Source organism: Paraburkholderia sp. J67, assembly GCF_905220265.1.
In the GTDB taxonomy this organism is placed as follows: Bacteria; Pseudomonadota; Gammaproteobacteria; order Burkholderiales; family Burkholderiaceae; genus Paraburkholderia.
In genome coordinates, this window is sequence record NZ_CAJMZK010000017.1 from 119,460 (window position 1) to 144,005 (window position 24,546).

The 24,546-nt window shown below is 64.3% G+C and carries 18 protein-coding genes and 2 tRNA genes; 7 read left to right on the forward strand and 13 right to left on the reverse strand.

Translation table 11 applies throughout. The features are described 5' to 3' along the window. Positions 1-14: 14 nt before the first annotated feature. A complete protein-coding gene (rlmB, locus tag U5782_RS26550; protein WP_322046868.1) occupies positions 15-755 on the reverse strand; it encodes a 23S rRNA (guanosine(2251)-2'-O)-methyltransferase RlmB in 741 nt (246 codons plus the stop codon). 158 nt (positions 756-913) lie between these two features. Further along, positions 914-3,430 carry a ribonuclease R gene (gene rnr, locus U5782_RS26555; RefSeq protein WP_322046918.1) on the reverse strand — a complete coding sequence of 839 codons (2,517 nt, stop codon included), beginning with the start codon at positions 3,428-3,430 and terminating at the stop codon, positions 914-916. A 385-nt stretch (positions 3,431-3,815) separates the two neighbouring features. On the opposite strand from rnr, the gene U5782_RS26560 reads away from it, so the two are divergent. From U5782_RS26560 to U5782_RS26570, 3 genes are all read left to right on the forward strand, one after another. After that, positions 3,816-3,902: transfer RNA gene (locus U5782_RS26560), tRNA-Leu, on the forward strand. A 296-nt stretch (positions 3,903-4,198) separates the two neighbouring features. Beyond that, positions 4,199-4,285: transfer RNA gene (locus U5782_RS26565), tRNA-Leu, on the forward strand. Between the two features lie 167 nt (positions 4,286-4,452). Continuing rightward, complete coding sequence (locus U5782_RS26570; protein ID WP_322046869.1) at positions 4,453-4,776, forward strand: hypothetical protein; 324 nt, start codon at positions 4,453-4,455, stop codon at positions 4,774-4,776. A gap of 22 nt (positions 4,777-4,798) precedes the next feature. Here U5782_RS26570 and oxlT read toward each other — a convergent pair whose 3' ends face one another. The 7 genes from oxlT to U5782_RS26605 form a co-directional block, all read right to left on the reverse strand. Beyond that, positions 4,799-6,124, reverse strand: a complete 1,326-nt coding sequence (oxlT, locus tag U5782_RS26575; RefSeq protein WP_322046870.1) for an oxalate/formate MFS antiporter — start codon at positions 6,122-6,124, stop codon at positions 4,799-4,801. An 84-nt stretch (positions 6,125-6,208) separates the two neighbouring features. Next, positions 6,209-7,603 (reverse strand): NAD(P)(+) transhydrogenase (Re/Si-specific) subunit beta, encoded by a 1,395-nt coding sequence (locus U5782_RS26580; protein WP_322046871.1) that lies wholly within the window; start codon positions 7,601-7,603, stop codon positions 6,209-6,211. A gap of 9 nt (positions 7,604-7,612) precedes the next feature. Continuing rightward, positions 7,613-9,187 (reverse strand): Re/Si-specific NAD(P)(+) transhydrogenase subunit alpha, encoded by a 1,575-nt coding sequence (locus tag U5782_RS26585; protein WP_322046872.1) that lies wholly within the window; start codon positions 9,185-9,187, stop codon positions 7,613-7,615. 75 nt (positions 9,188-9,262) lie between these two features. After that, on the reverse strand, positions 9,263-9,703 hold the full coding sequence (locus U5782_RS26590) for a PAS domain S-box protein (protein ID WP_322046873.1): 441 nt from the start codon (positions 9,701-9,703) through the stop codon (positions 9,263-9,265). A gap of 104 nt (positions 9,704-9,807) precedes the next feature. Further along, positions 9,808-11,058, reverse strand: a complete 1,251-nt coding sequence (gene frc / locus U5782_RS26595; RefSeq protein WP_322046874.1) for a formyl-CoA transferase — start codon at positions 11,056-11,058, stop codon at positions 9,808-9,810. A 58-nt stretch (positions 11,059-11,116) separates the two neighbouring features. Further along, positions 11,117-12,862 carry an oxalyl-CoA decarboxylase gene (oxc, locus tag U5782_RS26600; protein ID WP_322046875.1) on the reverse strand — a complete coding sequence of 582 codons (1,746 nt, stop codon included), beginning with the start codon at positions 12,860-12,862 and terminating at the stop codon, positions 11,117-11,119. Between the two features lie 276 nt (positions 12,863-13,138). Next, positions 13,139-13,858, reverse strand: coding sequence for a GntR family transcriptional regulator (locus U5782_RS26605; RefSeq protein WP_322046876.1), 720 nt, complete (start codon positions 13,856-13,858; stop codon positions 13,139-13,141). 243 nt (positions 13,859-14,101) lie between these two features. Here U5782_RS26605 and U5782_RS26610 point away from each other — a divergent pair, with 243 nt between their 5' ends. Then, on the forward strand, positions 14,102-14,485 hold the full coding sequence (locus tag U5782_RS26610; RefSeq protein ID WP_322046877.1) for a hypothetical protein: 384 nt from the start codon (positions 14,102-14,104) through the stop codon (positions 14,483-14,485). A 93-nt stretch (positions 14,486-14,578) separates the two neighbouring features. Here U5782_RS26610 and U5782_RS26615 read toward each other — a convergent pair whose 3' ends face one another. Beyond that, positions 14,579-16,270: a long-chain fatty acid--CoA ligase gene (locus U5782_RS26615; protein WP_322046878.1), complete on the reverse strand. Its 1,692-nt coding sequence runs from the start codon at positions 16,268-16,270 to the stop codon at positions 14,579-14,581. A 142-nt stretch (positions 16,271-16,412) separates the two neighbouring features. Beyond that, the gene (locus U5782_RS26620; protein ID WP_322046879.1) at positions 16,413-17,186 is read right to left on the reverse strand and encodes an SDR family oxidoreductase; all 774 of its coding nucleotides are present in this window, start codon (positions 17,184-17,186) and stop codon (positions 16,413-16,415) included. A 401-nt stretch (positions 17,187-17,587) separates the two neighbouring features. On the opposite strand from U5782_RS26620, the gene U5782_RS26625 reads away from it, so the two are divergent. The 3 genes from U5782_RS26625 (at position 17,588) to U5782_RS26635 (ending at position 22,553) form a co-directional block, all read left to right on the forward strand. Continuing rightward, entirely contained in the window at positions 17,588-19,027 is a 1,440-nt protein-coding gene (locus tag U5782_RS26625) for a hypothetical protein (protein WP_322046880.1), read from the forward strand. Positions 19,028-19,313: 286 nt separating this feature from the next. Beyond that, positions 19,314-20,528: an MFS transporter gene (locus tag U5782_RS26630; protein WP_322046881.1), complete on the forward strand. Its 1,215-nt coding sequence runs from the start codon at positions 19,314-19,316 to the stop codon at positions 20,526-20,528. A gap of 231 nt (positions 20,529-20,759) precedes the next feature. Further along, complete coding sequence (locus U5782_RS26635; protein WP_322046882.1) at positions 20,760-22,553, forward strand: AMP-binding protein; 1,794 nt, start codon at positions 20,760-20,762, stop codon at positions 22,551-22,553. Here the strand turns inward: U5782_RS26635 and U5782_RS26640 are convergent. Both U5782_RS26640 and U5782_RS26645 read right to left on the reverse strand, forming a co-directional pair. Then, positions 22,550-22,903 carry a hypothetical protein gene (locus U5782_RS26640; RefSeq protein WP_322046883.1) on the reverse strand — a complete coding sequence of 118 codons (354 nt, stop codon included), beginning with the start codon at positions 22,901-22,903 and terminating at the stop codon, positions 22,550-22,552. The two genes, U5782_RS26635 and U5782_RS26640, sit on opposite strands and share 4 nt — an antisense overlap. Positions 22,904-22,941: 38 nt before the next feature. Beyond that, positions 22,942-24,540 (reverse strand): FAD-dependent oxidoreductase, encoded by a 1,599-nt coding sequence (locus U5782_RS26645; RefSeq protein ID WP_322046884.1) that lies wholly within the window; start codon positions 24,538-24,540, stop codon positions 22,942-22,944. Between the last annotated feature and the right edge of the window lie 6 nt (positions 24,541-24,546).

Consider the following 24,546-nt stretch of genomic DNA (forward strand, 5'->3'; position numbering starts at 1 on the left):
GGCAACCAAGCCACTCAGCGCGCGGCGCGCTGGCGCACGGCCTCGAAGAGGCACACGCCCGAGGCCACCGAGACGTTCAGGCTTTCGACCGTGCCCGCCATCGGAATCTGCATGACTTCGTCGCAGGTTTCGCGCGTGAGACGGCGCATGCCCTCGCCTTCGGCACCCATCACGAGCGCCACCGGACCGTCGAGCTTCGTCTCGTAGAGGCCCGCGGGCGCGTCGCCCGCCGTGCCGACCACCCAGACGCCCGCATCCTTGAGCTCACGCAGCGCGCGCGCGAGGTTCGTCACGGTGATGTAGGGCACCGTGTCGGCGGCGCCGCTCGCCACCTTCGCGGCCGTGGCGTTCAGGCCCACGGCGCGATCGCGCGGCGCGATCACGGCGTGCGCGCCGGCGGCATCGGCCACCCGCAGGCAGGCGCCGAGGTTATGCGGATCGGTCACGCCGTCGAGCACGAGCAGAAGCGGCGAGCCCTGGATGCCGTCGAGCAGTTCCGCGAGGTTCTGCGCGAGCGGCATGTCGTGCACGCGCGCCACCACGCCCTGGTGGCGCTCGGTGTGCGCGAGGCCCCAGAGGCGCGTCTCGTCGGCAGCAATGATGCGCACGCCCGCTTCTTTTGCGGTGTGCAGGAAGTCCTGCATGCGGCGGTCGCGCCGCGTCGTGTCGTAATAGACATCCTCGACCGTGGACGCGTCGTGCCGCATACGTGCGGTCACCGCATGAAAACCGTAAAGAACCTTGAGACGTGACATGACTGGAACAACCCCTGATAAACGGTTCGCGGCGCCCCACGGGCGCCGCGAACAAGTGATATTGCGCCAGGCCGCCGGAAGATCCGGCGCCTGGGTCACGGCGCACGCCGGATCGCGCTTTGCAGCGATCCGCGCGCACCGTGCGTGCCGCGCATGACTTAACGCTTCTTGCGCGGCGGCGACTTCTTGGCCGTCGGCTTCGACGGCGCGCGCTTCTTCGCGGTCTTGGCCGCACCACGCGCCGCGTGGGCTTCCTTCACGGCTGCGCTTGGCGCGGGCGCGGCCTTCTTGCGCCGCACCTCGTCGCCATTCTGAGCCATCCCGCGCACGCGCGGGCCGCCGGAGCGCGGGCCACCCGAGTGCGGGCCACCCGAGCCACCTTCGACTGCGCCACGCTCCTGCTGCGAAGCTTGCGCGCCGCGATTCACGCCCGGCTTGATCGGCGTGTCGCGCACGAGGCGGAAGTCGATCTTGCGCGCGTCGAGGTCGACGCGGCTCACCTGCACGCGCACACGATCCGACAGGCGATAGCGGATACCCGTACGCTCGCCGCGCAGCTCGTTCTTGATCTCGTCGTACTGGAAGTAGTCGGAACCGAGTTCCGTCACGTGCACGAGACCTTCGATAAAGAGCGAATCGAGCTGCACGAAGATGCCGAACGACGTCACGCCGCTGACCATGCCGCCGTATTCCTCGCCGAGCTTGTCGCGCATGAAATAGCACTTGAGCCAGGCTTCGACGTCGCGCGAGGCTTCGTCGGCGCGGCGCTCGTTGGCCGAGCAATGCAGGCCCAGCTCTTCCCAGATCGCCGTGTTGCCGCCGCGAGCGCGACGCGAGCCGCGCTTTTCTTCGTCTTCGGCCTGCATGGCGCGGGCGCGCGGCGACAGCGCCGTATTGAGCTCGACGCCTTGCGGCGCGGCCGGCTGATACTTCTTGCCCTGCAGGATCGCGTAGATCGCGCGGTGCGTGAGCAGGTCGGGATAGCGGCGGATCGGGCTCGTGAAGTGCGCGTACGCCTCATAGGCGAGACCGAAGTGGCCGATATTGTCCGGGCTGTAGACGGCCTGCTGCATCGAGCGCAACAGCATTGTCTGCAGCATCTGCGCATCGGGCCGGTCGCGGATGTGTGCCATCAGCGCCGCGTAATCGCTTGCGTGCGGCGTGTCGCCGCCGCCGAGCGTAAGCCCCATGCCGCGCAGGAAGGTACGCAGGTTTTCGAGCTTTTCCGCGCTCGGGCCTGCGTGCACGCGGTACAGGCCCGGGTGCTTGTTGCGCTTCATGAAGTCCGCGGCGCAGACGTTGGCCGCGAGCATGCACTCCTCGATCAGCTTGTGCGCGTCGTTACGCTGACGCGGCACGATCTGCTCGATCTTGCCCTGCGCGTTGCAGACGATATACGTCTCGGTCGTGTCGAAGTCGATCGCGCCGCGCTTCTGGCGCGCCGCGAACAGCGACTTGTAGACGCCGTAGAGATTCTGCAATTGCGGCATCAGTGATGCGCGACGCGTCGCCTCCGGCCCCTTGGTGTTCTTGAGCACCGCGGCGACTTCGGTATACGTAAGACGCGCCGCCGAGTGCATGACACCCGGATAGAACTGGTACGCCTTGATCTCGCCGCGCGCGGTGATGACCATGTCGCACACCAGCACGCAACGATCCACGTGCGGATTGAGCGAGCACAGCCCGTTCGAGAGCTTCTCGGGCAGCATCGGAATCACGCGGCGCGGGAAGTACACCGAGGTGCTGCGCTCGATGGCGTCCACGTCGAGCGGACTGCCCGGCAGCACATAGTGCGAGACGTCGGCAATCGCGACGAGCAGGCGGAAGCCTTCGCCCTTGCCGACCTGCATCGGCTCGCAATACACCGCATCGTCGAAGTCGCGCGCGTCCTCGCCGTCGATGGTGACGAGCGGGACGTCGCGCAGATCGACGCGATAACGGATGTCGGTCGGACGCACGGCGTCGGGCAGCTTGGCGGCCTGCGCGAGCGCTTCGTCGCTGAACTCGTGCGGCACGCCGTACTTGCGCACGGCGATCTCGATCTCCATGCCGGGATCGTCGATGTCGCCGAGCACTTCCAGCACGCGACCGAGCGGCTGCGAATGGCGGCTCGGGAAATCGGTAAGCTCGACCACCACGACCTGACCGACCTTGGCCTTCTTGGCGTTCTGCGTGACAAGAATGTCGTGGCCGATGCGCTTGTCTTCGGGCGCGACGATCAGCGCGCCGTTTTCGTTGAGCAGGCGGCCGATCACGCTACGGTTCGCGCGGTCGGTGACCTCCACGATATGCCCTTCCGGACGCCCGCGGCGGTCGTAGCCGACGATGCGCGCAAGCACGCGGTCGTTGTGCATGACCTTCTGCATCTCGCCCTGCGGCAGGAAGAGATCGTCCTGGCCGTCATCGCGAATGAGGAAGCCAAAGCCGTCGCGGTGGCCCTGAACGCGGCCGGCGACAAAGTTGGAAGGATGCGCGAGCTGATAGTGGCCGCGCGAGTCGAGCCTGATCTGCCCGTCGCGCTCCATCGCGGCGAGCCGCCTGAAGAACCCTTCGCGCTCCTGGCGCTTGATCGCGAGCGCCTCGGCGATATCGTTCGCGGTGCAGGGCGATTCGCTGGTCCGCAGCACGCCGAGGATTTCTTCGCGGCTGGGAATCGGGTACGGATATTTGCTCAAGGGCTTGTCGATGGTTGTTCTCGTTGCGTGGACGTCGGATATCGCGCGGATCGTGGCAAAGGTGGCAAACGTGCCGCGCCCGGTCTTCGTATGCTGCAACATGCGGCTGGCACAGAGAGGGGGAACGCGACGCATGCGGTACGCAACCCCCTACTACTGCAAGGCATTCTAACACCCACGCCGCACCCGACAATTCAGCGCGCAGGCTCGTGAGCGAGGACTGCCGGTACGCTGAGCCCGGCAAGCACGGCCTGGCATCGTCGCAAAAGAATTTCGCGAAGGGGTGTTGACAAGTTCTACAGATACGCTAGAATCTCGTTTCTCTGCTGCACGACACAACGCAGCAGCAGAACGTAGCAAGCAGCAAAGCAGTAAAAGACACCTTGCCCAGGTGGCGGAATTGGTAGACGCACCAGGTTCAGGTCCTGGCGGTGGCAACACTGTGGAGGTTCGAGTCCTCTCTTGGGCACCAAGATTTAAAAAGCCGACTTCAAGTCGGCTTTTTTCATTTCCGGCATCGCTTCGCGAATGCCACACCCTCGCCCGGATAAAGCCCAACCGCTTTACCGGGCGTGCTGCTTTTTGCCTCCGTATCAAGTCCATCTCTCTCACACAAGGGAGGTTGAGACGCAGTTTCTTTGCAATGTGAAGATTTTTTGAAAACATCTATTGACAAGTTCTGTAGATGCGCTAGAATCTCACTTCTCTGCTGCACGACACAACGCAGCAGCAGAACGTAGCAAGCAGCAAAGCAGTAAAAGACACCTTGCCCAGGTGGCGGAATTGGTAGACGCACCAGGTTCAGGTCCTGGCGGTGGCAACACTGTGGAGGTTCGAGTCCTCTCTTGGGCACCAAGATTTAAAAAGCCGACTTCAAGTCGGCTTTTTTCATTTCTGCTTCAAACTCATCACGCTGACTCCCCTCGCCTGGCCCGCCTTTATCGTCTCGCTCGCCAAGACGCGTTATATTCTTCGGAATACATTGAATTCGCCAACGCGATACCCGAACGAGTGGAGACAGGATGGAAATCGTCGTCATCGCCGCGATCGTTGCCGTGAGCTTCGGCGCTGCGGCGACCTGGTTGATCGCGACGCGCCTGCCGGCCGAGTGGATCGAGCGCAGCGCGGCCGAAGGCCGCTATGCCGCGCTGAGCGAAACCGCACTTCCGGAAGAAGCCGACCCGCGCCGCATGCAAGCCCGCACCGACTCCCGGCGCGTCCGTCGCGCACGCGTGCGCGCGAGCCTGCCCGCCGTGGCCTTCGTGCGTGCGCTACGCTCACGTGCGGGCAAGGCATGCGCGGCGGGCCGTTCGGCCGCCACGCGCCGCGGTAAAGCGGCTGTCTGAACGCGGCGCCTTCTGTGCCGCCCTATTCCTGCGATCCCAGCGGCACCACGCGCAATACGGGTTCGGCGTGCGTCACCGGCTGAGCCGACTGCAAGATCCAGCGCCGCCGCATCGGCTGCAACACAGCCTTTGCGCACAGGCCGGCCATCATCGCGATGCAGGCCGCGAACTCGAATACGCTATTCCAGCCGCCGTGCAGCGCGAGCACAGTCGCCACCGGCACCAGCAACGCGGCCGTTCCCTTCGCGGTGTACAGCGTGCCGGCATTGCCCGCCGCATAACGCGCGCCGAACGTATCGGCGCAGGTCGCCGGGAAGTTGGAGAAGATGTCGCCGTAGAACAGGAACACAAGCCCGGAAAACAGCATGAAAAGATACGGGTCGTGGCCGAAATAGCGCAGTCCGAGCAGCGCCAGTCCTTCGCCGAGGAAGGTGATGAACATCGTGTTCTCTCGGCCAATGCGATCCGAGATCAACCCGCATAGCGGCCGCGTGAAGCCATTGCAAAGATTGTTGATCGACAAGGTCATCGTGAGCAGCGGCAGCGAGAGGCTCATGAACGTCACCGGCATCGCGGCGAATCCATACGATTTCGCAATCGGCCCGATTTGTGCGGTCGCGATGATGCCACCCGTCGCCACGCAAACGAACATCGCGTACATCACCCAGAAAAGCGGCGTGCGGACCATCTGCTGCGTCGTGTAATCGGTCTTCGTCGCGACCACGCGCTGCACGCGCGCCGCATGCGCGGGCGGCTTCGGACGCACCATCACGAGCGCGAGCGCCATGATGCACGCACCTTGCAGGAGTCCGAAGAAAACGAATGCGGTCTCGTAACCCGCATGCTGGATCATGCGCGAGATCGGAATGACGGTGAGCGCCGCGCCCGCGCCGAAGCCTGCCGCCGTCATGCCCGCAGCCAGTCCGCGCCGGTCCGGGAACCACTTGAGCGCGGTGCCCACGCACGTGCCATACACGCAGCCCGCCCCGATGCCCGAGATCACCGCCGCCACGTAGAGCACCGGCAAGACGGGTGCCCAGGCGTCGAGCAGCCAGCCCAGCGCCACGCAACAAGCGCCGCCCATCACGACCGGACGCGGCCCGAAGCGGTCAACGAGCCAGCCTTCGACCGGCACGAGCCAGGTCTCCGTGACGATGAAAAGCGAGAATGCCAGCTGGATCGCGGCCTGCCCCCAGTGGTGACGTGCGTCCATCGGCACGACAAAGAGCGTCCACGCGTACTGCAAATTGGCGACCAGCCCCATACAGGCGATGCCCGCCACGAGTTGCACCCAGCGGTTGTGGCGCCGCGCCGTATAGGCGGCGTCGATGCGATCGGTGTGTGCCACGGTTGTCTCTCTCCATGTGTTGACGCGTCTGGCGCGTCAATCGTGTATCGATCGGGTTCGTGCGCGATAAGAAATCAAGCGCAATCAAGCGGTCTCTAGCTGCCTGAGCAGCGCATCGACACTCCCCTTCGCGTCGCCAAACAGCATTCGTGTGTTGTCCTTATAGAAAAGCGGATTGTCCACGCCCGCGTAGCCCGTCGCCATGCTGCGCTTGGACACCACCACCGTGCGCGCCCTCCAGACTTCGAGCACCGGCATACCCGCGATCGGACTCGCAGCGTCCTCCTGCGCGCCCGGGTTGACGATATCGTTCGCGCCGATCACGAGCACGACATCGGTGTTCGTGAAGTCCTCGTTGATCTCGTCCATCTCCAGCACGATGTCGTAGGGCACCTTCGCCTCGGCGAGCAGCACATTCATGTGGCCGGGCAAACGTCCTGCCACGGGATGAATGCCGAAGCGCACCCGCACGCCCTGCGCGCGCAAACGCCGCGTGATTTCACTGATGGTACCCTGCGCCTGCGCGACAGCCATGCCGTAACCCGGCACGATCACGACCTCGGCGGCATCGCGCAGTAGCGCGCCTACTTCATCCACGCTGGTCGCCACCACCTCGCCTTCGGGCGTGGCGCTTGCCGTCGACGCCACCGCGCCGAAGCCGCCGAGGATCACGGACACAAAGCTGCGATTCATCGCACGACACATGATGTAGCTGAGAATCGCACCGCTCGAACCGACCAGCGCGCCCGTCGTCACCAGCAGATCGTTGTCGAGCATGAAACCCGTGGCGGCTGCCGCCCAGCCCGAGTAACTGTTCAGCATCGAGACGACCACCGGCATGTCCGCGCCGCCGATCGCCATCACGAGATGCACGCCCAGCAGCGCCGCGATGACACACATGATGCCGAGCGCCGCGAGCGCCTGTGTGTCGTTCGTGGCGCTCACGAAAACGTAGCCAAGCACGATGGACGCGGCGAGCGCGGCGGCGTTCATCCCGTGCCGGCCAGGCAGCACGAGCGGCTTGCCGCCTACGGTGCCTTGCAGCTTGAGGAACGCGACGATCGAGCCCGTGAACGTAATCGTGCCGATAAAGGCGCCGACATAGATCTCCGTATCATGAATCGCCCGCTCGACCCCGCCCGACACCGATGCGGATGAGAGCGCATTCGCGAACGCGATGAGCGTCGCCGCGAGGCCAACAAAGCTGTGCAGGACCGCCACCAGTTGCGGCATCTGCGTCATCTCCACGCGCCGGGCGAGTACCGCGCCGATGCCGCCGCCCACGACCGCTGCGACCAGCGCAAGGCCCAACCCCGCGCCGCGCGTGACGAGCAGCGTCGCCAGCACGGCAATCGCCATGCCGCACACGCCATAGAGATTGCCGCGACGCGCGCTCGCCGGATGACTCAGGCCGCGCAGACTGAGGATAAAAAGCGTCGCCGAACCTAGCCACGCCATATTGCCGATGCCGTTCAACATGCCGCCTCCTCAGGTCCGTTGGAACATCTTCAGCATGCGCTGGGTGACCAGAAAGCCGCCCGCGATATTGATCGTCGCGACCAGCAGCGCCACGCCGGCAAGCACGCTCACATAGACATTGGCGCCGACCGGATGCAGCAACGCACCGATCACGATGATGCCGCTGATCGCGTTAGTCACGCTCATGAGCGGCGTATGCAGCGAAGGCGTGACATTCCACACCACCTGGTAACCCACAAACACCGCCAGCACGAACACCGTGAAATGCGCCACGAAGGCAGGCGGCGCGACCGCACCGAGTGCGAGGAGCACGGCGGCAATCACGGCCAGCGCGAGGATCGAGCCGATACCGCGATGTCGCGCGACGTCTGCATCTTGAGCAAGACCGCCATGCGCGGACGATGCCGGTTGAGCGGCCTTCTCCTGCGGTCTGGGAGTCGCGGCAGCCGAGGTCTGGACAGGCGGCGCGGGCCAGCACAACTCGCCTTTCAGCATGACGGTCGTACCACGCTGAACGACGTCGTCCATATCGATCTTTAATTCGCCATCCTTATCGACTGTGAGATCGGTCAGCAGATGCCGCAGATTGGTCGCATAAAGCTGGCTCGATTGATTCGCCATACGGCTGGGCAAATCCGTATAACCGACGATGGTCACACCCTGTGCGCGGACCACCTCGCCCGCGCGCGTCAGCTCGCAATTGCCGCCCTGCTCCGCCGCCAGATCGACGATCACGCTGCCCGCGCGCATGCACGCCACCGTCTGTGCGTCGATCAGGCGCGGCGCGGGCTTGCCGGGTATCAGCGCGGTCGTCACGATGATATCGACCTCGGCCGCCTGCGCCTTGAACAACGCCATTTCCGCTTCAATGAACTTCGCGCTCATCTGTTTCGCGTAGCCGCCCGCTCCGCCGCCTTCCTCCTCGACCTCAACCGTGAGGAATTCCGCGCCCATGCTCTCGATCTGCTGCCCAACTTCGGGCCGCGTATCGAATGCGCGCACGATCGCGCCGAGTCCGCGCGCCGCACCGATCGTTGCGAGACCCGCGACCCCCGCGCCGATCACTAGCACCTTCGCGGGCGGCATCTTGCCCGCCGCCGTGATCTGGCCAGTAAAGATACGCCCAAAATATTGCGCCGCCTCGATCACGGCGCGATAGCCCGCCATGTTCGCCATCGAACTCAACGCGTCGAGTTTTTGCGCGCGCGAGATGCGCGGCACGCAATCCATCGCGAGTACGGTCGCGCCGCGCTCAGCCAGCGCATCGAGCAGCGCGCCATTCTGCGCGGGCCAGATGAAGCCGATCAGTGTCGCGCCCGGCTTTAGCCGGGTCACTTCGTCGATTGAAGGTGGCCTCACCTTGAGCACGATGTCCGCGTTGCTCCAGAGTTCGGTGACGTTTTCGACAAGACAGGCGCCCGCCGTGCGATACGCATCGTCGCCATAAGACGCGTGCTCGCCGGCGCCGGTCTCTACTTCAACGACATAGCCCAGCTTAAGCAGTTGCGCGACGCTTTCCGGCGTAGCCGCCACGCGCCGCTCGCCTTCGAATGTCTCACGCGGTATCGCGATGGTCATCGCCATGCCGGTTGTCTCCTGATCGATAGTTATAAGGTCTTATCGGCCTGGTGTACTGCCAGGCAGCGCTGCGCGGGGTAATCAGGACTGCTGGGCGTGCGCCTGTGCCTCTAGCTCGGTGACGCGCTTGCGCAGGTTGCGCTCTTCCTGAAAGCGGGCGGTCTCGTCGCGCATGACCGCAACGATGCCGCTCAACTCGCCTTGCGGGTCGTGCAGCAGCGCAACGGTAAACGCGATGGACAGCGCGCGGCCATCCTTGTCGACGGCGGGCACGCGCAGCACGTCGTTGCCATAGCGCGTCTGTCCAGTCGACATCGTCTTGTGATAGCCCTCCCAATGGCGGCCGCGCAGCCGCTCCGGGATGATGATGTCGAGCGTCTTGCCGAGCGCCTCATCGGGCGTATAACCGAACAGGCGAGTGGCGGCGGGGTTCCAGTATGTGATGTCGCCGGAAGCGTCCGAAATGACGATGGCGTCGCCGATTGCGTCAGCGAGTTGAGCGAAGTCGATGGCGGATGACATGGCGTTGACCGTGTGGGGAACAGGTTCGTCGATTGGGGGTGAAGGACGCACAGTCCAGCCGGCTTGTACGCCCTTCCCCGAGCTACTACTGAACTGTCAACGCATCAGACTGCCCGCACCTCGTGCAGGGCCGCGATCTGCTGCGGCGTATAACCGAGGTCCGCCAGCACTTCGTCCGTGTGTTCGCCGAGCAGCGGCGAGCCCTTGATTTCCGGCTCCAGATCCGAAAACTTGATCGGGCTGCCCACGGTCAGATACGCGCCGCGCTCCTTGTGCGGCACTTCGACGATCGTGCCGCTCGCGCGCAGCGAAGGATCGTTGGCCAACTCCTTCATGCTGAGCACCGGTGCACAAGGAATGTCGAACTTGCGCAGGATATCCACGGCCTCGTACTTGGTCTTGTCCGACAGCCAGGCTTCGATGGTCGCAAAGATATCGAAGATGTGCGGTTGACGCGCCTGCGCCGTGTTGTAGTTCGGATCGTCGATCCATTCGGGCTTGCCGAGCGCGCGGCAGATCGGCTCCCACGCGTGCCCCTGCACCGTGAAATAGATATACGCATTGGGATCGTTCTCCCAGCCCTTGCACTTGAGCACCCAGCCCGGCTGGCCGCCGCCGCCCGCGTTACCGCCGCGCGGCACCACGTCGCTGAAGCTGCCGTGCGGATACTGTGGGTACTCCTCAAGATAGCCGACGCGGTCGAGCCGTTGCTGGTCGCGCAGCTTCACGCGGCACAGATTGATCACGCTGTCCTGCATCGAGACCGCCACCTTCTGACCCTTGCCGGTCTTGTCGCGGCCGATCAGCGCCGTAAGAATGCCGATCGCCAGATGCATGCCCGTGTTGCTGTCGCCGAGCGCGGCCGCGCTCACCGTCGGCGGGCCATCCCAGAAGCCCGTGGTCGATGCCGCGCCGCCCGCGCATTGCGCGACGTTTTCATAGACCTTCAAATCGTCGTAGTGATGGCCTTCGCTGAAGCCCTTCACCGAGGCAACGATCAGCTTCGGATTAAGCTCGTTGATGCGCTCCCACGTAAAGCCCATGCGATCGAGCGCGCCTGGGCCGAAGTTTTCCACCATCACATCCGACTCGCGAATCAGTTTTTCCAGCACCTCCTTGCCTTCCGGCTTCTTGGTGTCGAGCGTGAGCGAGCGCTTGTTGCTGTTGAGCATCGTGAAGTACAGCGCGTCCACGTTCGGAATATCGCGCAACTGCGAGCGCGTGACGTCGCCCGCGCCGGGACGCTCCACCTTGATGACGTCCGCGCCGAACCATGCGAGCAGTTGCGTGCACGCAGGGCCTGCCTGTACATGCGTGAAGTCGATGATCTTGATACCGTCGAGGGGTTTGCTCATGGCCATATCTCCTGTCTGTCCTGATCTGTCTGTTCTGCTGGAACGATTGCGATGGGATTTATTTCTTCATGGCAGCGCTTTGCGGATTCAGATTCGTGAGACGCCCGCTCTCGGTGCCCGCGGATTCGTCGATCACCGCGTTGATGAGCGTGGGCTTGCCCGAGGCGATCGCTTCGAGCAGCGCCTGCGTGAGGGCTTCTGGTGTCGTCGCGTGATAACCCACGCCGCCGAACGCCTCGATCATGCGGTCGTAACGCGCGTTCTTCACGAACACCGTAGGTGCGACGTCGGCGCCGCCATTTGGATTCACGTCCGTGCCGCGATAAACACCGTTGTTGTTGAAGACGATCGTGCAGACCGGCAGGTTGTAGCGGCAGATGGTTTCCAGCTCCATGCCGCTGAAGCCGAACGCGCTATCGCCCTCGATCGCCACGACCTGCGTGCCGCTCGTGACCGCCGCGCCGATCGCGAATCCCATGCCGATGCCCATGATTCCCCACGTGCCCGAGTCGAAGCGCTTGCGGGGCAGCGCCATGTCGATGATGCTGCGCGCGTAGTCGAGCGTGTTCGCCCCTTCGTTCACGACGTTGATGTCGGGCCGCGTCTTGAGCACATCGCGAATTGCCCGCAATGCGCTGTGGAAATTCATCGGCGACGGGTTCTTGTCGAGCGTCGCGGCCATCTTTGCGAGGTTCGCGCTCTTGCGCTGGGCCAGCGCGTCGAGCCACTCCGCCGGCGGCTGCGGGAAGTCCTCGCCAATACCGTCCACCAGCGCCTCGACGCATGAGCCGATATCACCGATCAACGGTGCTTCGATCGCCACGTTGCTGTCGATTTCCGTCGGCGCGATATCGATCTGCACGAAGCGCTTCGGCGTGGGAGCGCCCCAGGTCTTGCCCTTGCCATGCGCGAGCAGCCAGTTCAAACGCGCGCCGATCAGCACCACGGCATCGGCTTCCGCCAGCACGAACGAGCGAGCCGCCGAGGCGGATTGCGCATGGGTATCGGGCAACAGGCCCTTGGCCATCGACATCGGCAAATAGGGAATGCCGCTCTTTTCAACCAGCTCGCGGATCTGCGCGTCGGCTTGTGCGTAAGCGGCGCCTTTGCCGAGCAAAATCAGCGGTCGCTTCGCATTCCTGATGACATCGAGCGCACGTTTGACCGCGTCGGGCGCCGGTATCTGGCGCGGCGCGGCGTCCACCACCTTCACGAGCGACTGGCGACCCTTTGCGGCATCGATGGTCTGGGCAAGCAACTTGGCCGGCAGATCCAGATACACGCCGCCGGGTCGGCCCGAGAGCGCCGCACGAATCGCACGCGCCACGCCAATGCCGATGTCTTCGGCATGCAAGACGCGATACGCGGCTTTCGCATAGGGTTTGGCAGCGTTGAGCTGATCCATTTCCTCGTAGTCGCCCTGCTGCAGATCGACGATCTCACGCTCGCTCGAGCCGCTGATGAGGATCATCGGAAAGCAGTTCGTGGTGGCATTGGCGAGCGCGGTCAGGCCGTTGAGGAAGCCGGGCGCCGAGACGGTCAGGCAGATGCCCGGCTTCTTCGTCATATACCCGGCGACGGCCGCCGCGTTGCCCGCGTTCTGCTCGTGGCGAAAGCCGATGAAACGCAGTCCCTCCGCTTGCGCCAGACGCGCGAGGTCTGTGATGGGAATACCGACCAGCCCGAAGATCGTGTCGATATCGTTGAGCTTGAGCGCGTCGATGACGAGATGAAAGCCGTCCGTCGTCGCCTGCTCGTCCTGCACAGGGCTGTTCTGCGCGTCGTTGATGCCTGCTTCTGCCATGACGTCTCCTCTTTGGCGGGGCGTTGAGCGATTCGTGATATACAATATTCCACACACAGTATTAGTCAAGACGTTTTTGGACGTCCTTCCTGTGTGCTGCGATGCGATACGTGTTGCTTGCAGGACCTGGCGTCTTTCGCGTGATTACATTGGTGCAGCACACAACGCATTCGGACTTCCAGGCTGCGATTTACTACGTACTCCGAACAACTAGACGAGCAACCACTCGCCGATCAATACGAAAAGCGTCTCTCCGCTGCGCGCTCAGGCGCTGCATCAATCCAGAAAGTCGCAGTTCGCTTCGACGAACAGCGCGAGGTCGATCGAATGCTGACGTACGAGCCGCTCGACACGTTCGGTGTCGCGTGCTTCGAGCGCTTCGATAATGCGCATGTGATCCACGATCGAGCGTGACGCGCGATCGCTCTGCGCGATCGTCATCCTGCGGATCGCGCGCACATGCATGAAGATGTTCTTGATGGTGTCCACGATGATCGACGACTGGGACAGTTCGACCAGCGCCTGGTGAAACCGGATGTTCGCTTCGGAGTATTCCTCGATATGCTCGGCGGGCGCGTGTTCGCCGAAGTCCGCGAACATGCGGCGCAGTCGCGCAATATCCTCGTCCGAGGCGCGCTGGGTCGCGAGGCGCGCCGCGATACTTTCGAGCGCGGCCCACATATAGATCATCTCGACGATCTCCTTGCGCGTCTTGCGCAGGATATAGACCCCGCGCCGCGGCACCGTGCGAAGAAAGCCCTCCTGCTCCAGCAGCGTCATCGCCTCGCGCACCGGCGTGCGACTCACGCCCAGCTTCTCGGTGAGTTCCTTCTCATCGAGACGAATTTCGTCTCGCGAGCGGTAGATATCGGTTTCGGCAATCGCCTGTCTCAGCTTCGCGTAGGCCTGGTCGCGCAGCGACACCGTGGCGTGAATGGGTTCGAGCGTCAGCATCAGGGGGGACGCTCCGGCTTCGTCTTGCGTTTCGGCTGACATCGGTGACGGGTCTCCAACGTACGGTTTGGCCGGCTCTACAGGCGAATTCGATATTTTCAATACAATATATCAGCGACTCGGGAGCCACAAAGCGGGTTTACGAGGAGGTCACCATGAAAGCGTCGCGGCGACGGTTTCATAGCCTCCTGCTTATGAATATCGAAAAAAACTTTAACTATCGTTTATTCATTGGCACTTCTACGCTTGATTCACGCCACTCTTCCTCTGTCACCGGAGATCGCCATGAGCCATACGTCCCCCACCCGGCCTGCCACGGAACACGAGCCGATGCTGCACGCGCAGTTGAGCGCGTTCAATTCGGCGTTCGCCGAACTCGGTTTGCGGTTTCGCTGGGATACGGCCACCTTGCATGCGCTCGCGTCGATCGAAGGCGAAGCGGCGCGCCTCGCCTCCTATATCGAGACGCATCACGCGCACCTGCTGAACGCCTATAGCATCGACTTTCTGTGCGAAGCGATACTCGGGCGCAAGAACGCGCAGGCGCCCGGCGAATGGACGCCTGCGCTGGCCACGCAGTCAGGCGCGCCCAGACAGGCGCCGCTTGCAGCGCCACAAGGAGGTTGGGATTGGAGTGAGCCCGGCCTGCCTGCACTGGCCGGCGCCTGACGCTCGATGGAAGGGGTAGGACTGAGGTAGACGAAAAACGTCTGGATCGGCGGCGCTCGAAGCAACGAGGCCGCCATCGCCCCAAAAAAACGTTCAGCCTGCGGCGGCTTCGTCTTCCTGGAGCTTGCGCCAGAGAATCTTGCCGCTGCCCGACTTCGGCAACGCATCAACGAACTGCACGATGCGCGGGGCCTTGTACGCGGCCATGTTCTCGTGCGCCCACTTGATGATGTCGTCGCCGGTTACGGTGCCGACTTGTTGCGGATCGAGGACGACGACGGCCTTCACCGTCTCGCCACGCTTCGCATCCTGGGTGCCGATCACGCACACTTCCTTGATGGCCGGATGGCGGTACATCAGCGCTTCGACTTCGGCGGGCCACACCTTATAGCCGGACGCGTTGATCATGCGTTTGAGGCGGTCGGTCATGAAGTAATAGCCGTCCGCATCACGGCGCACCAGATCGCCGGTGCGCAGGAAGCGCTTGCCGTCGCGCTCGATGAACGCTTCGCGGGTGGCCTTGGCGTTGCCCCAGTAACCCTGCATCACCTGCGGCGCGCTCATGATGAGTTCGCCCGCCTCGCCCTCGGCGACCTCCTCCAGCGTGATCGGATCGACGATGCGCGCATCGACGTCGAACACGGGAATGCCCAGGCACTGCGCCTTCGGATTTTGCGGCGGGTTGATGTGCGTGGCGGCCATCGTCTCCGACATGCCATAACCCTCCACGAATTCGAGGCCCGTCAGGTCGCGGAGCTTCTTGACCACGGCGTCCGGCATCGTCGCGCCGCCGCCGCGCATCCAGGCGAGGCTCGACAGGTCGTATTCGCCAATGCGCGGATTGGAGATGAAATCGACCACCATCGTCGAAATTGCCTGCCAGCCATTGATGCGGTAGTGCTCGATCGCGCGCGCCGCGACATCGCGATCCCAGCGCGGCAAGATCACCACCGTCGAGCCGTTGTAAAGCGGGCTGTTCATGCCGCCCTGCATGCCGGTCACGTGGAACATCGGCAGCACCGACAACTGTACGGCATCCTGATTACTTCCGAACCAGTTGCAACCGCCCACGGCCGTGCACATCACGCTGCGGTGCGTATGCATGCAGCCCTTCGGCTTGCCAGTCGTGCCCGACGTATAGGGCATCACGCAAAGATCGTCCGCACCGGCGGTGAGCGGCCCCGGCGCGATGTTCGCCTCCAGCACGTCGGCCCAATGCGCGACACCCAGCCCTTCGACGTGGCGCGGCGCGCTCACGAATTCGGGCGGCGGCGCGAACGGCTCACGCTTCAGATAGTCGCTGTAGGTGGCGACGATCAGATGGCGCAGGCCCGGCCCCGCACCTTCGCCCACCAGCGGCGCGATACGCGGATAAAGCTCCTGCGTGACGAAAACCGTCGTCGCGCCGCTGTCTTCCACGTAGTGTTCGAGCTCGTCCGAGAGGTTCATCGGATTGACGGGGACAACCACGGCATTGGCGCGCAGGATGCCGTAATAGGCGATCACCCATTGCGGGCTGTTCTGCATGTAGAGCAGCACGCGGTCGCCCGCTTTCACGCCGCATTCCGTCTGCAGATAGCCGGCTACACGTTCGGCCTCCTCCTTGAATTGCGCGAACGTGACGGGCGTGTCGTAGAAAACGATAAAAGGCTTGTCCGGATAGCGCGCGGCGGAGACTTCGGCGTTATAGAACAGGTTCGTAGCGGGAATGCTCAGATGCGGTGAGAGTTGCGACGGCCAGAAGGGCGAACTTTTGCTCGGAACGACAGCGTCAGACGTGGACATGGCGGGATCCGTCTCGTGGGTTGCGCGCCGCCACGAGCGGCGCGCGGGTCGTGCGATCGGCTGCACGGCGCAGGGGTTGCGCCGCGGGCCGTCCATGATGCTTAGGGATGCGATTCAAACAGCGGGGCTGGGGCCGCCACTATCAGACGATGCTCGCGCCGCCGTCGATCGCCAGATACTGGCCGGTGATATGACGCGACGCGGCGCTCGCGAGAAACACCGCCGCGCCCTTGAGATCGCTCTCGTCGCCCAGACGCTGCAGCGGCGTGTGGTCGATTACGCTCTGGCCGAGCTTGTCGAGCAGGCCGGCCGCCATTTTGGTCGGAAAGAAACCCGGGCAAATCGCGTTGACGTTGATGCCGTACTTGCCCCACTCGGCGGCGAGCGCGCGCGTGAAATTGATCGCCGCGGCCTTGGAGGTGTTGTACGCGATGGTCTGCATCGGCCCGAGCGAACCCTTGAGGCCCGCGATCGAGGCGATGTTGATGATCTTGCCGCGCTTGCGCTCGATCATGCTGCGCTTGCCCACTTCCCGCGCGAGGAAGAACGGTGCGTTGACGTTGAGGTTCATGACCTTGTGCCACGCCTCGTCGGGATAGTCCTCGGCCGGAGCGCCCCACGTGGCGCCCGCGTTGTTCACGAGAATGTCGATCTGGCCGAACGCCGCCAGCGTTTCGTCGACGAGTTTGACGGCCGCGTCGGCGCGCTGCAGATCGCTCACGATCGTCATCGCCTCGATGCCGAGTGCCTGCAAGTGCTTCTGTGCCTGCGCGAGTTCGTCGGCCTTGCGCGCCGAGATGACGACGCGCGCCCCCATCTCCCCTAGCGCCTCGGCCATCTGCAGCCCGAGTCCACGCGAGCCGCCCGTGATGAGCGCTACCTGACCATTCAATTCGAACAATTCCCTGACCTGCATGCCTGTGTCTCCTTGATGTCTCCCGGCCAGCGCCCTCGCCCGCTGCGCAGGCCGCCCGCCGATTTTGCCGGGGCCGCGCCGCGGCCCTCCTGGGTCTTGCCAACTCTCCTGCGGACGCTTCACTCGTCCGTGCATGCCCGTCATTCGTTCCGCATAGCGAAACCGACGAGAACAAAACCGATTCTAGTCACTCTGTCAGACGAAGTGAATCGGGAAAAGCACGGTCGTTCATTATCAACGAAAGTGTGAGTGTCGTGCCGCGAACTGGGCACGGATGTGGCAGCGCGTCGGGCTAGGTGATGGCGGAACTCCAGGACGTTTTAAGACGACTCCGATATCGAATCGCCTTACGTCTCGATAAGATTTTTCTCATAAATAAACAGTGACTTAGACGCCTAGCCATGCCCCACGATCCCGAACACCGCCTCCTCGAGGCCTTTGTCGCACACGCCCGCCAGCCGGCCGATCCCGCACTGCTCGAGCAGATCTGCCACGCGCTTGTCGAGGTCCGGCGCGACGAACAAATGCTGCCCTGGAGCGAAAAAGGCCTCGCGCTCGATCCACGCAACCGCAGCCTCGTGCATGCACGGGCGCGCGCGTTACGCCTGCGTGGCCATCACGCCCAGGCCGCCCAAACCTGGCTCGACTTCGCCGCGCTGAACTGGGAGCCAGCCTTCTACTTAGGGCGGCTCGGCCGCGATCTTTATCTGCGCGGCGACGTCGACCTCGCCATCGCCGTGCTCCATCAGGCCGTCCAGCAACCGGAAGCGGACTCGCACCCCGACAAGCTGCGTGCGCGCAAGTGGCTGGCCGAAGCGTTGCTCAGCAAGGGCGACCCAAGCGGCTTTGTTCAGTGGATCTGGCGTAACTGCGGCGACAGCGGCAGCTACCGCCATAGCGACGTGCCGATGTGGAGCGGCCAACGCGACCTGCGCGGCGAGCGCGTGCTCGTGACGCATCAAATGGGTTACGGCGATCAGTTCATGCTGTTCGGCAGCCTGCGCCACTGGCGCGAAGCTGGCGCGGAGATCATGGTGACCTGCGATGCGGCGATCCATAGTGTGATCGAGGCGTCCCTGCCCGATTGCCAGGTGGTGGCGGCCAACCGCCCGCTTGCGCTCTTTGCGCCTTGCGGCGACGACCTGCTGCCGGCCGTCCAGGCGTTCGCGCCGACGCTGCAGGCCACCCTGCTGCATCTGCCGATGCTTGCGATGCGCGACGCGCCACAGCCGGCGCCCTACTTTCCCGCCTTCTTGCGTGCGCCAGATGCCCAGCGCGAGAGCGCTTCGGTCTGGGCACAGTCGCTGCGCGCGCAGCATCGGGGCAAGGCGCTGGTAGGCGTGTTCTGGGATTGCGCGCAGCGTCACGAAGCCCAGATGCGCAGCAAGGAGCGCAGTTGGGCCGGACTGCGCAGCCTGCCGATCGACGCACTTGAGCGCCTCACGCTCGATCAGGATCTCACCCGCCATATCCAGTTCGTGAGCCTGCACCATCCCACTTCCGAAATGAAAAGCGGCTCGCCGCGCGGCAACGTCGCGCACTACGCCCCCGGCATCGTGAGCTTTGCCGACACTACGGCCTGTATCGAGCAACTCGACGCGGTTGTGAGCGTTGATGCAGGCGTCGCGAATCTCGCGACCATGACCGGCAAACCGACCGCCGTGCTGGTCAATCCCACCGGCGAATGGCGCTGGGGCCGGCATGGCGCGCGCACGCCGTGGATGGCGTCGGCCCACGTGCTGAGGCAAACGGCGATGGGCGACTGGAGCGGCGTGATCGCTCAAGCGGCCGATTGGCTGACGCAACTCGAGCAACTCAGGCAGCGCCGTGCGCATTCATGAAACAGGCAATGAGGATGACCAACTAAAACACCTCAGGGTCATTCACGACAGATTTATATTGGGCTTCATTAAAATTACATTTCAATTACTTTAAAAGCACAATACGTTCATCTGAAAGGTTCAGATAAAGCATTTCCCCAGGGATTAGTACGGGTTGCGCCCGACATTCATGCAAATGTTTAATGCCGGGCGTACACTCGTACGAAGCTTGCCGAGCGGGGCTCAGCGAGCCACCGACGCCATGCCAGGAGACGGCCGGGCGCGGGAATCCAAGGAGAACAATGACATGAGCTGGACGCGAGAGCAGAAAAACGTCACGATCGCAGCGTATTTGGGGTGGACGCTCGACGCATTCGATTTCTTTCTGATGGTTTTCGTTCTGAAAGATATCGCCACTGAATTCAACACCAAGATTCCGGCCGTCGCTTTTGCCATTACGCTGACGCTCGCGATGCGCCCGATCGGCGCCTTGATCTTCGGGCGGCTCGCCGACCGTTACGGCCGCCGCCCCACGCTGATGGTCAACATCGCGTGCTACTCGCTGCTCGAACTGCTTACCGGCTTCTCCCCCAACCTCACCACCTTTATCGTGCTGCGCGCGTTGTTTGGCGTCGCGATGGGCGGCGAATGGGGCGTGGGCTCGGCGCTCACGATGGAAACCATTCCGCCCAAATCGCGCGGCATCGTGTCGGGTCTGTTGCAGGCCGGTTATCCGAGTGGCTACCTGCTCGCCTCCGTGGTGTTCGGCGTGCTCTATCAGCATGTCGGCTGGCGCGGCATGTTCTTCATCGGCGTGCTGCCCGCGCTGCTCGTGCTCTATGTGCGCTCCCACGTGCCCGAATCGCCGGCCTGGAAGGAAATGGAAAAGCGCGCGCGCCCGAGCCTGCTCTCGACGCTCAAGCACAATCTCGGCCTGTCGATCTACGCGATCGTGCTGATGACGGCGTTCAACTTCTTCTCGCATGGCACCCAGGATCTCTATCCGACCTTCCTGCGCGAACAGCATCACTTCGATCCGCACACCGTCTCGCTCATCACCATCGTGCTGAATATCGGCGCGATCGTGGGCGGCCTGTTCTTCGGTTCGATATCCGAAAAGATCGGCCGCCGCAAGGCCATCTGCATCGCCGCGCTGATCGCGCTGCCGGTGCTGCCGCTGTGGGCCTTCTCGGCGGGTCCGGTGATGCTGGCGCTCGGCGCCTTCCTCATGCAGATTTCGGTGCAGGGCGCATGGGGCGTGATTCCGGTGCACCTCAACGAAATCTCGCCCGATGAAGTACGCGCGACCTTCCCGGGCCTCGTCTATCAGCTCGGCAATCTGTTCGCCTCGGTGAACGCCACGCTGCAAGCGTCGCTCGCCGAAACGCACGACCAGAACTACGGGATGGCGATGGCCATCGTCGCAGGTACGGTTGCTGTGGTGATCTCCGTGCTGATCCTGTTCAGCCGCGAGCGCCGCGGCATCGACATGACGCAGACCGCGAAGCAAGCGGCCACCTGACGCTCAAGCGGCGCGAGCCGCCAACGAGGGCCGTGCCGGGTACCACCCGCACGGCCCTTTCGTTTGGGCGCCGCGCGTCGGCAGGGAAACTCCGTCTGCCCAACGCGCGCCGCCCGGTGCATGATGGATGCGCCATGCACGATGCTGGCGCACCGAAACGCGCATTCGCACCATTACCCCCTGCCACCCCGCCCGCCACGGCCCAGGACCACGCCTGCCCGGAGAACCATAATGAGCGAAACGCCGCAACCGCCCCGGCCCGAAGCCACACTCGCCGACGAACACGCCAGCACCACCGCCCCGGCAGCCCCCAACACGGATGGCGTCTGGTACGCCTCCTACCCGCCGGGGGTGCCGCACGAAGTGGACGTGAGGCAGTACGCCTCGCTCGTACAGTTCTTCGACGACTGCACCGCGCGCTTTCGCGAGCGCGTGGCCTACGTGAGCGCCGGCTCGCCGATGACCTATGGCGCGCTTGCGCGCAAGGCCACCGCGTTCGCCTCATGGCTGCAAGGCGCGGGCGTGCTGCCGGGCGACCGCGTGGCGATCATGCTGCCCAACACGCTCCAGTATCCGGTCGCGCTGTTCGGCGCGCTCAAGGCCGGCGCGATCGTGGTCAACGTCAATCCGCTCTACACGGCGCGGGAACTCGCGCATCAGTTGAAGGACAGCGGCGCGCAAACCATTGTCGTATTCGAGAGCTTCGCGAAGACCCTCGAAGACGCGCTGCCCGGCACGCCGATCGAGCGCATCGTCATCACGCAACTGGGCGATCTGCTCGGCGAAGGCGTCAATCTCAAGGGCCGCTTCATCAATTTCATGCTGCGGCATGTGAAGAAGATGGTGCCGGCCTACCGGCTGCCGCACGCGCTGCGGCTGCTCGACGTGCTCGACAAAGGCGCACGCGCGCCGCGTGCCCCGGCCGTTGCGCAGCGCGACGACCTCGCCTTCCTGCAATACACCGGCGGCACCACGGGCGTGGCCAAGGGCGCCATGCTCACGCACGGCACCATTCTCGCGAACGTGCTTCAAGCCAAGGCCTGGCTCGCCGGCCAGCTCGACAGCGGCGCCGAGTCCGTGGTCACGCCGCTGCCGCTCTATCACATCTATTCGCTCACCATCAATGCGCTGATCTTCATGGCGCTCGGCGGACGCAATATCCTGATCGCGAATCCGCGCGACACGAAGCGTGTCATGAAGATCCTGCGCCATGAGACCTTCAGTTGCATCAGCGCCGTCAACACGCTCTACAACGCCTTCCTCGACAACGAGGAATTCCGCCAGCGCGACTTCTCCGGCCTGAAGCTCGCGATGTCGGGCGGCATGGCCACGCAGAAGGCCATTGCCGATCGCTTCAAGGCGGTCACCGGCAAGCCCATCGTCGAAGGCTACGGCCTCACGGAATGCTCGCCGATCGTGACGCTGAACCCCGTCGACATCGCGCATCTCGCCGATTTCGAAGGCTCGATCGGCCTGCCCGCGCCCTCGACCCAGGTGCGCCTGCGCCGCGACGATGGCACGTGGGCCGATCTCGGCGAGCCGGGCGAGTTGTGCGTGAAAGGTCCGCAGGTCATGCGCGGCTACTGGAACCGTCCCGACGAAACCGCGCGGGTGTTCGTCGCCGACGGCTGGCTCGCCACCGGCGATATCGGCGTGATGGATGCGCGCGGCTATATCCGCCTGATCGACCGCAAGAAGGACATGATCCTGGTCTCGGGCTTCAACGTGTATCCGAACGAGATCGAAGAGGTGATCGCGCAGCATCCTGGTGTGCGCGAGGTAGCGGCGATCGGCGTGCCGGACCCCGTGCAGGGCGAGCGCGTGAAGGTGTTCGTCGTGCGACGCGACCCTGCGCTCACCGAGGACGCGCTGATCCAGTTCTGCCGCCAGCAGCTCACGGGCTACAAGGTGCCGCGCATCGTGGAGTTTCGCGAGGCGCTGCCGCAGAGCAATGTCGGCAAGATCCTGCGCCGCGAGCTGCGCGACGAGGAGATCCGCAAACTGGCGAAGGCATCATCCACTTAGGATCGCCAACTATCGTTCGCGTTGTTCGCATCGATCACCAGCACGCCGCGCGGCGTGGCGAGCCGTTCGAACACAAAGCGATCCGAACCACGCAGCGCACACAGCACGATCGCGGGCCTGCCAGCATGGGCTGCGAGCCGCGCGCGCTGCGCATGCCATAGCGCGCCGATGTCGTCGTCGAGGGCCAGCGCCGGCAGCCCCGTACAAGCAGCATGGCGCGCGAGCAAACGGCCTTGCACGAGCGCCGGGTCATAGAGTGCCATGCGCGTGGCGGCGCACGGGGACGCAACGAAACGCGCGCCCGGCAACGCCGCCGCGCTCATCGACACCAGAAAGGTTCGCCGCTTCATGGCTCGCTCCTCGTCGACACATCGCCAGTCATGGCCAGTCAGGTATAGCCGCGCTCGCCACGCCATCGCTCGGGCCACACGCCCTGCTTGCCGGGCGAGAGCACGCCCTGCGGATCGAGCGCGTCCTTGACCGTCTGCGCGAGTCGCAGCAACGCGCCGTCGTTGAAGTTGTATTGCGCGGCCGCGTAGTCCATGTAAAGCAGATGCGAGCGATAGACGCCGTAGCCGGCCGCGCGTGCATCGCTCATCAACGCGCGCAGCAGATCGCCGGCGCGCGTCGCCTGGGTGGCGTCGGCGCGCGCGAAGATCGCCGCGAAAACGTGATGCAGGTGGCGCCCCGCCGCCGTGAAGCCGCCGTAGTAGTCGAAGCCATATTCCGCCGCGCGCGTCTTGACGAGCGTGTACTGGCGCATGGCGTCGCGGCCGTCGGCGGGACATAGCGGCGAGAAGTCGACGTGCGCGCCCTCGCCGCCGCGCCAGTCGAGCATGCGAAACGCACTCATCGTCGGGATGCCCGCCATGTTGCGATCGCCGCCGCCCTGCGGCTCCTCGTTCCCCGCGTAACGGGCCGATAGCATGCGCGCGCCCGCGACCGCCGCGAACGCCCGCTCCACGATGCGCTGCTGCACGTCGATCACCTCCGGCTCGCCATAGAGCGCGTAATGCAGGTTCCAGCGCCCGATGCCCAGGTCGCGCTGAAGGGCCGCGATGGCCTCTTCCGGCATCGGCCCCTCGCCCGCGTACCAGCGCGCACGCGGCGCAATGCTCGCCGCGCGCCGGATCGCGCCTTCGACCACGGCATGCTGCGTGATCGTGCCGCGCAGTTGTAACGCGCGCAGCGTATCGACAATCGCGCCGAGATCGTCCTCGCGCGCGAACTGGATTTCGCCGATCCGATACGCCGCGGGCGCGGGCATCAGCCAGAGGCCCATCTTCGTCACGATGCCGTAATTGGATTGCATGAAGAGCGTATCGAACGAGGGACCGTAGCCCGGCTTGTAGAGCGGCCATGCGGTGCCGGCATACGTCCCCGCATCGAGTGCACCCATGCCGGTGCGCACCACGTCGCCGTTCGCGAGCACGACTTCCATGCCGCATTGCGTTGCCGCGTGGTCGCCGTATGCGGTGTAGCCGAAGCCGCGCTCGAGCGTGTTGCCGATCACGCTGCCCCAGCCCGCGGCGGGCGGGTCGACCCAGAGCTTGAGCCCGCGCTCGCGCAGATGCGCATGCAGATCGAAATAGCTCACACCCGGCTCGACGAGCGCCCACGCGAGACGCTCATCGACATCGAGAATGCGGTTCAGACGTTGCAGATCGAGCACGACCGAGCCCGCGAGACGCGGCGCGGCGCCGCCGTAGGCGAAGTTGCGGCCTGTCGAAACGGTCCAGAGGGGCACGCGCGCGGCGTTGGCCACGCGCAGGATCGCGCGGATCTCGTCCACGTTGGCGGGCAGCAACGCCGCCGCGGGGGCGAACGCGCGTGCATCCGCCACGGGCGCGAACGGATCGAAGTACGGCGCGAGCGCCGCGCCTTCGCGACACACGTTGGGCGCACCGACGATCGCCTCGAAGGCGGCGAGCGCACGGCCAAAACGCGCGGCGCTCAGGCCGGGCGGCAGGACAGGGCCGGGGCTCATGGCGGC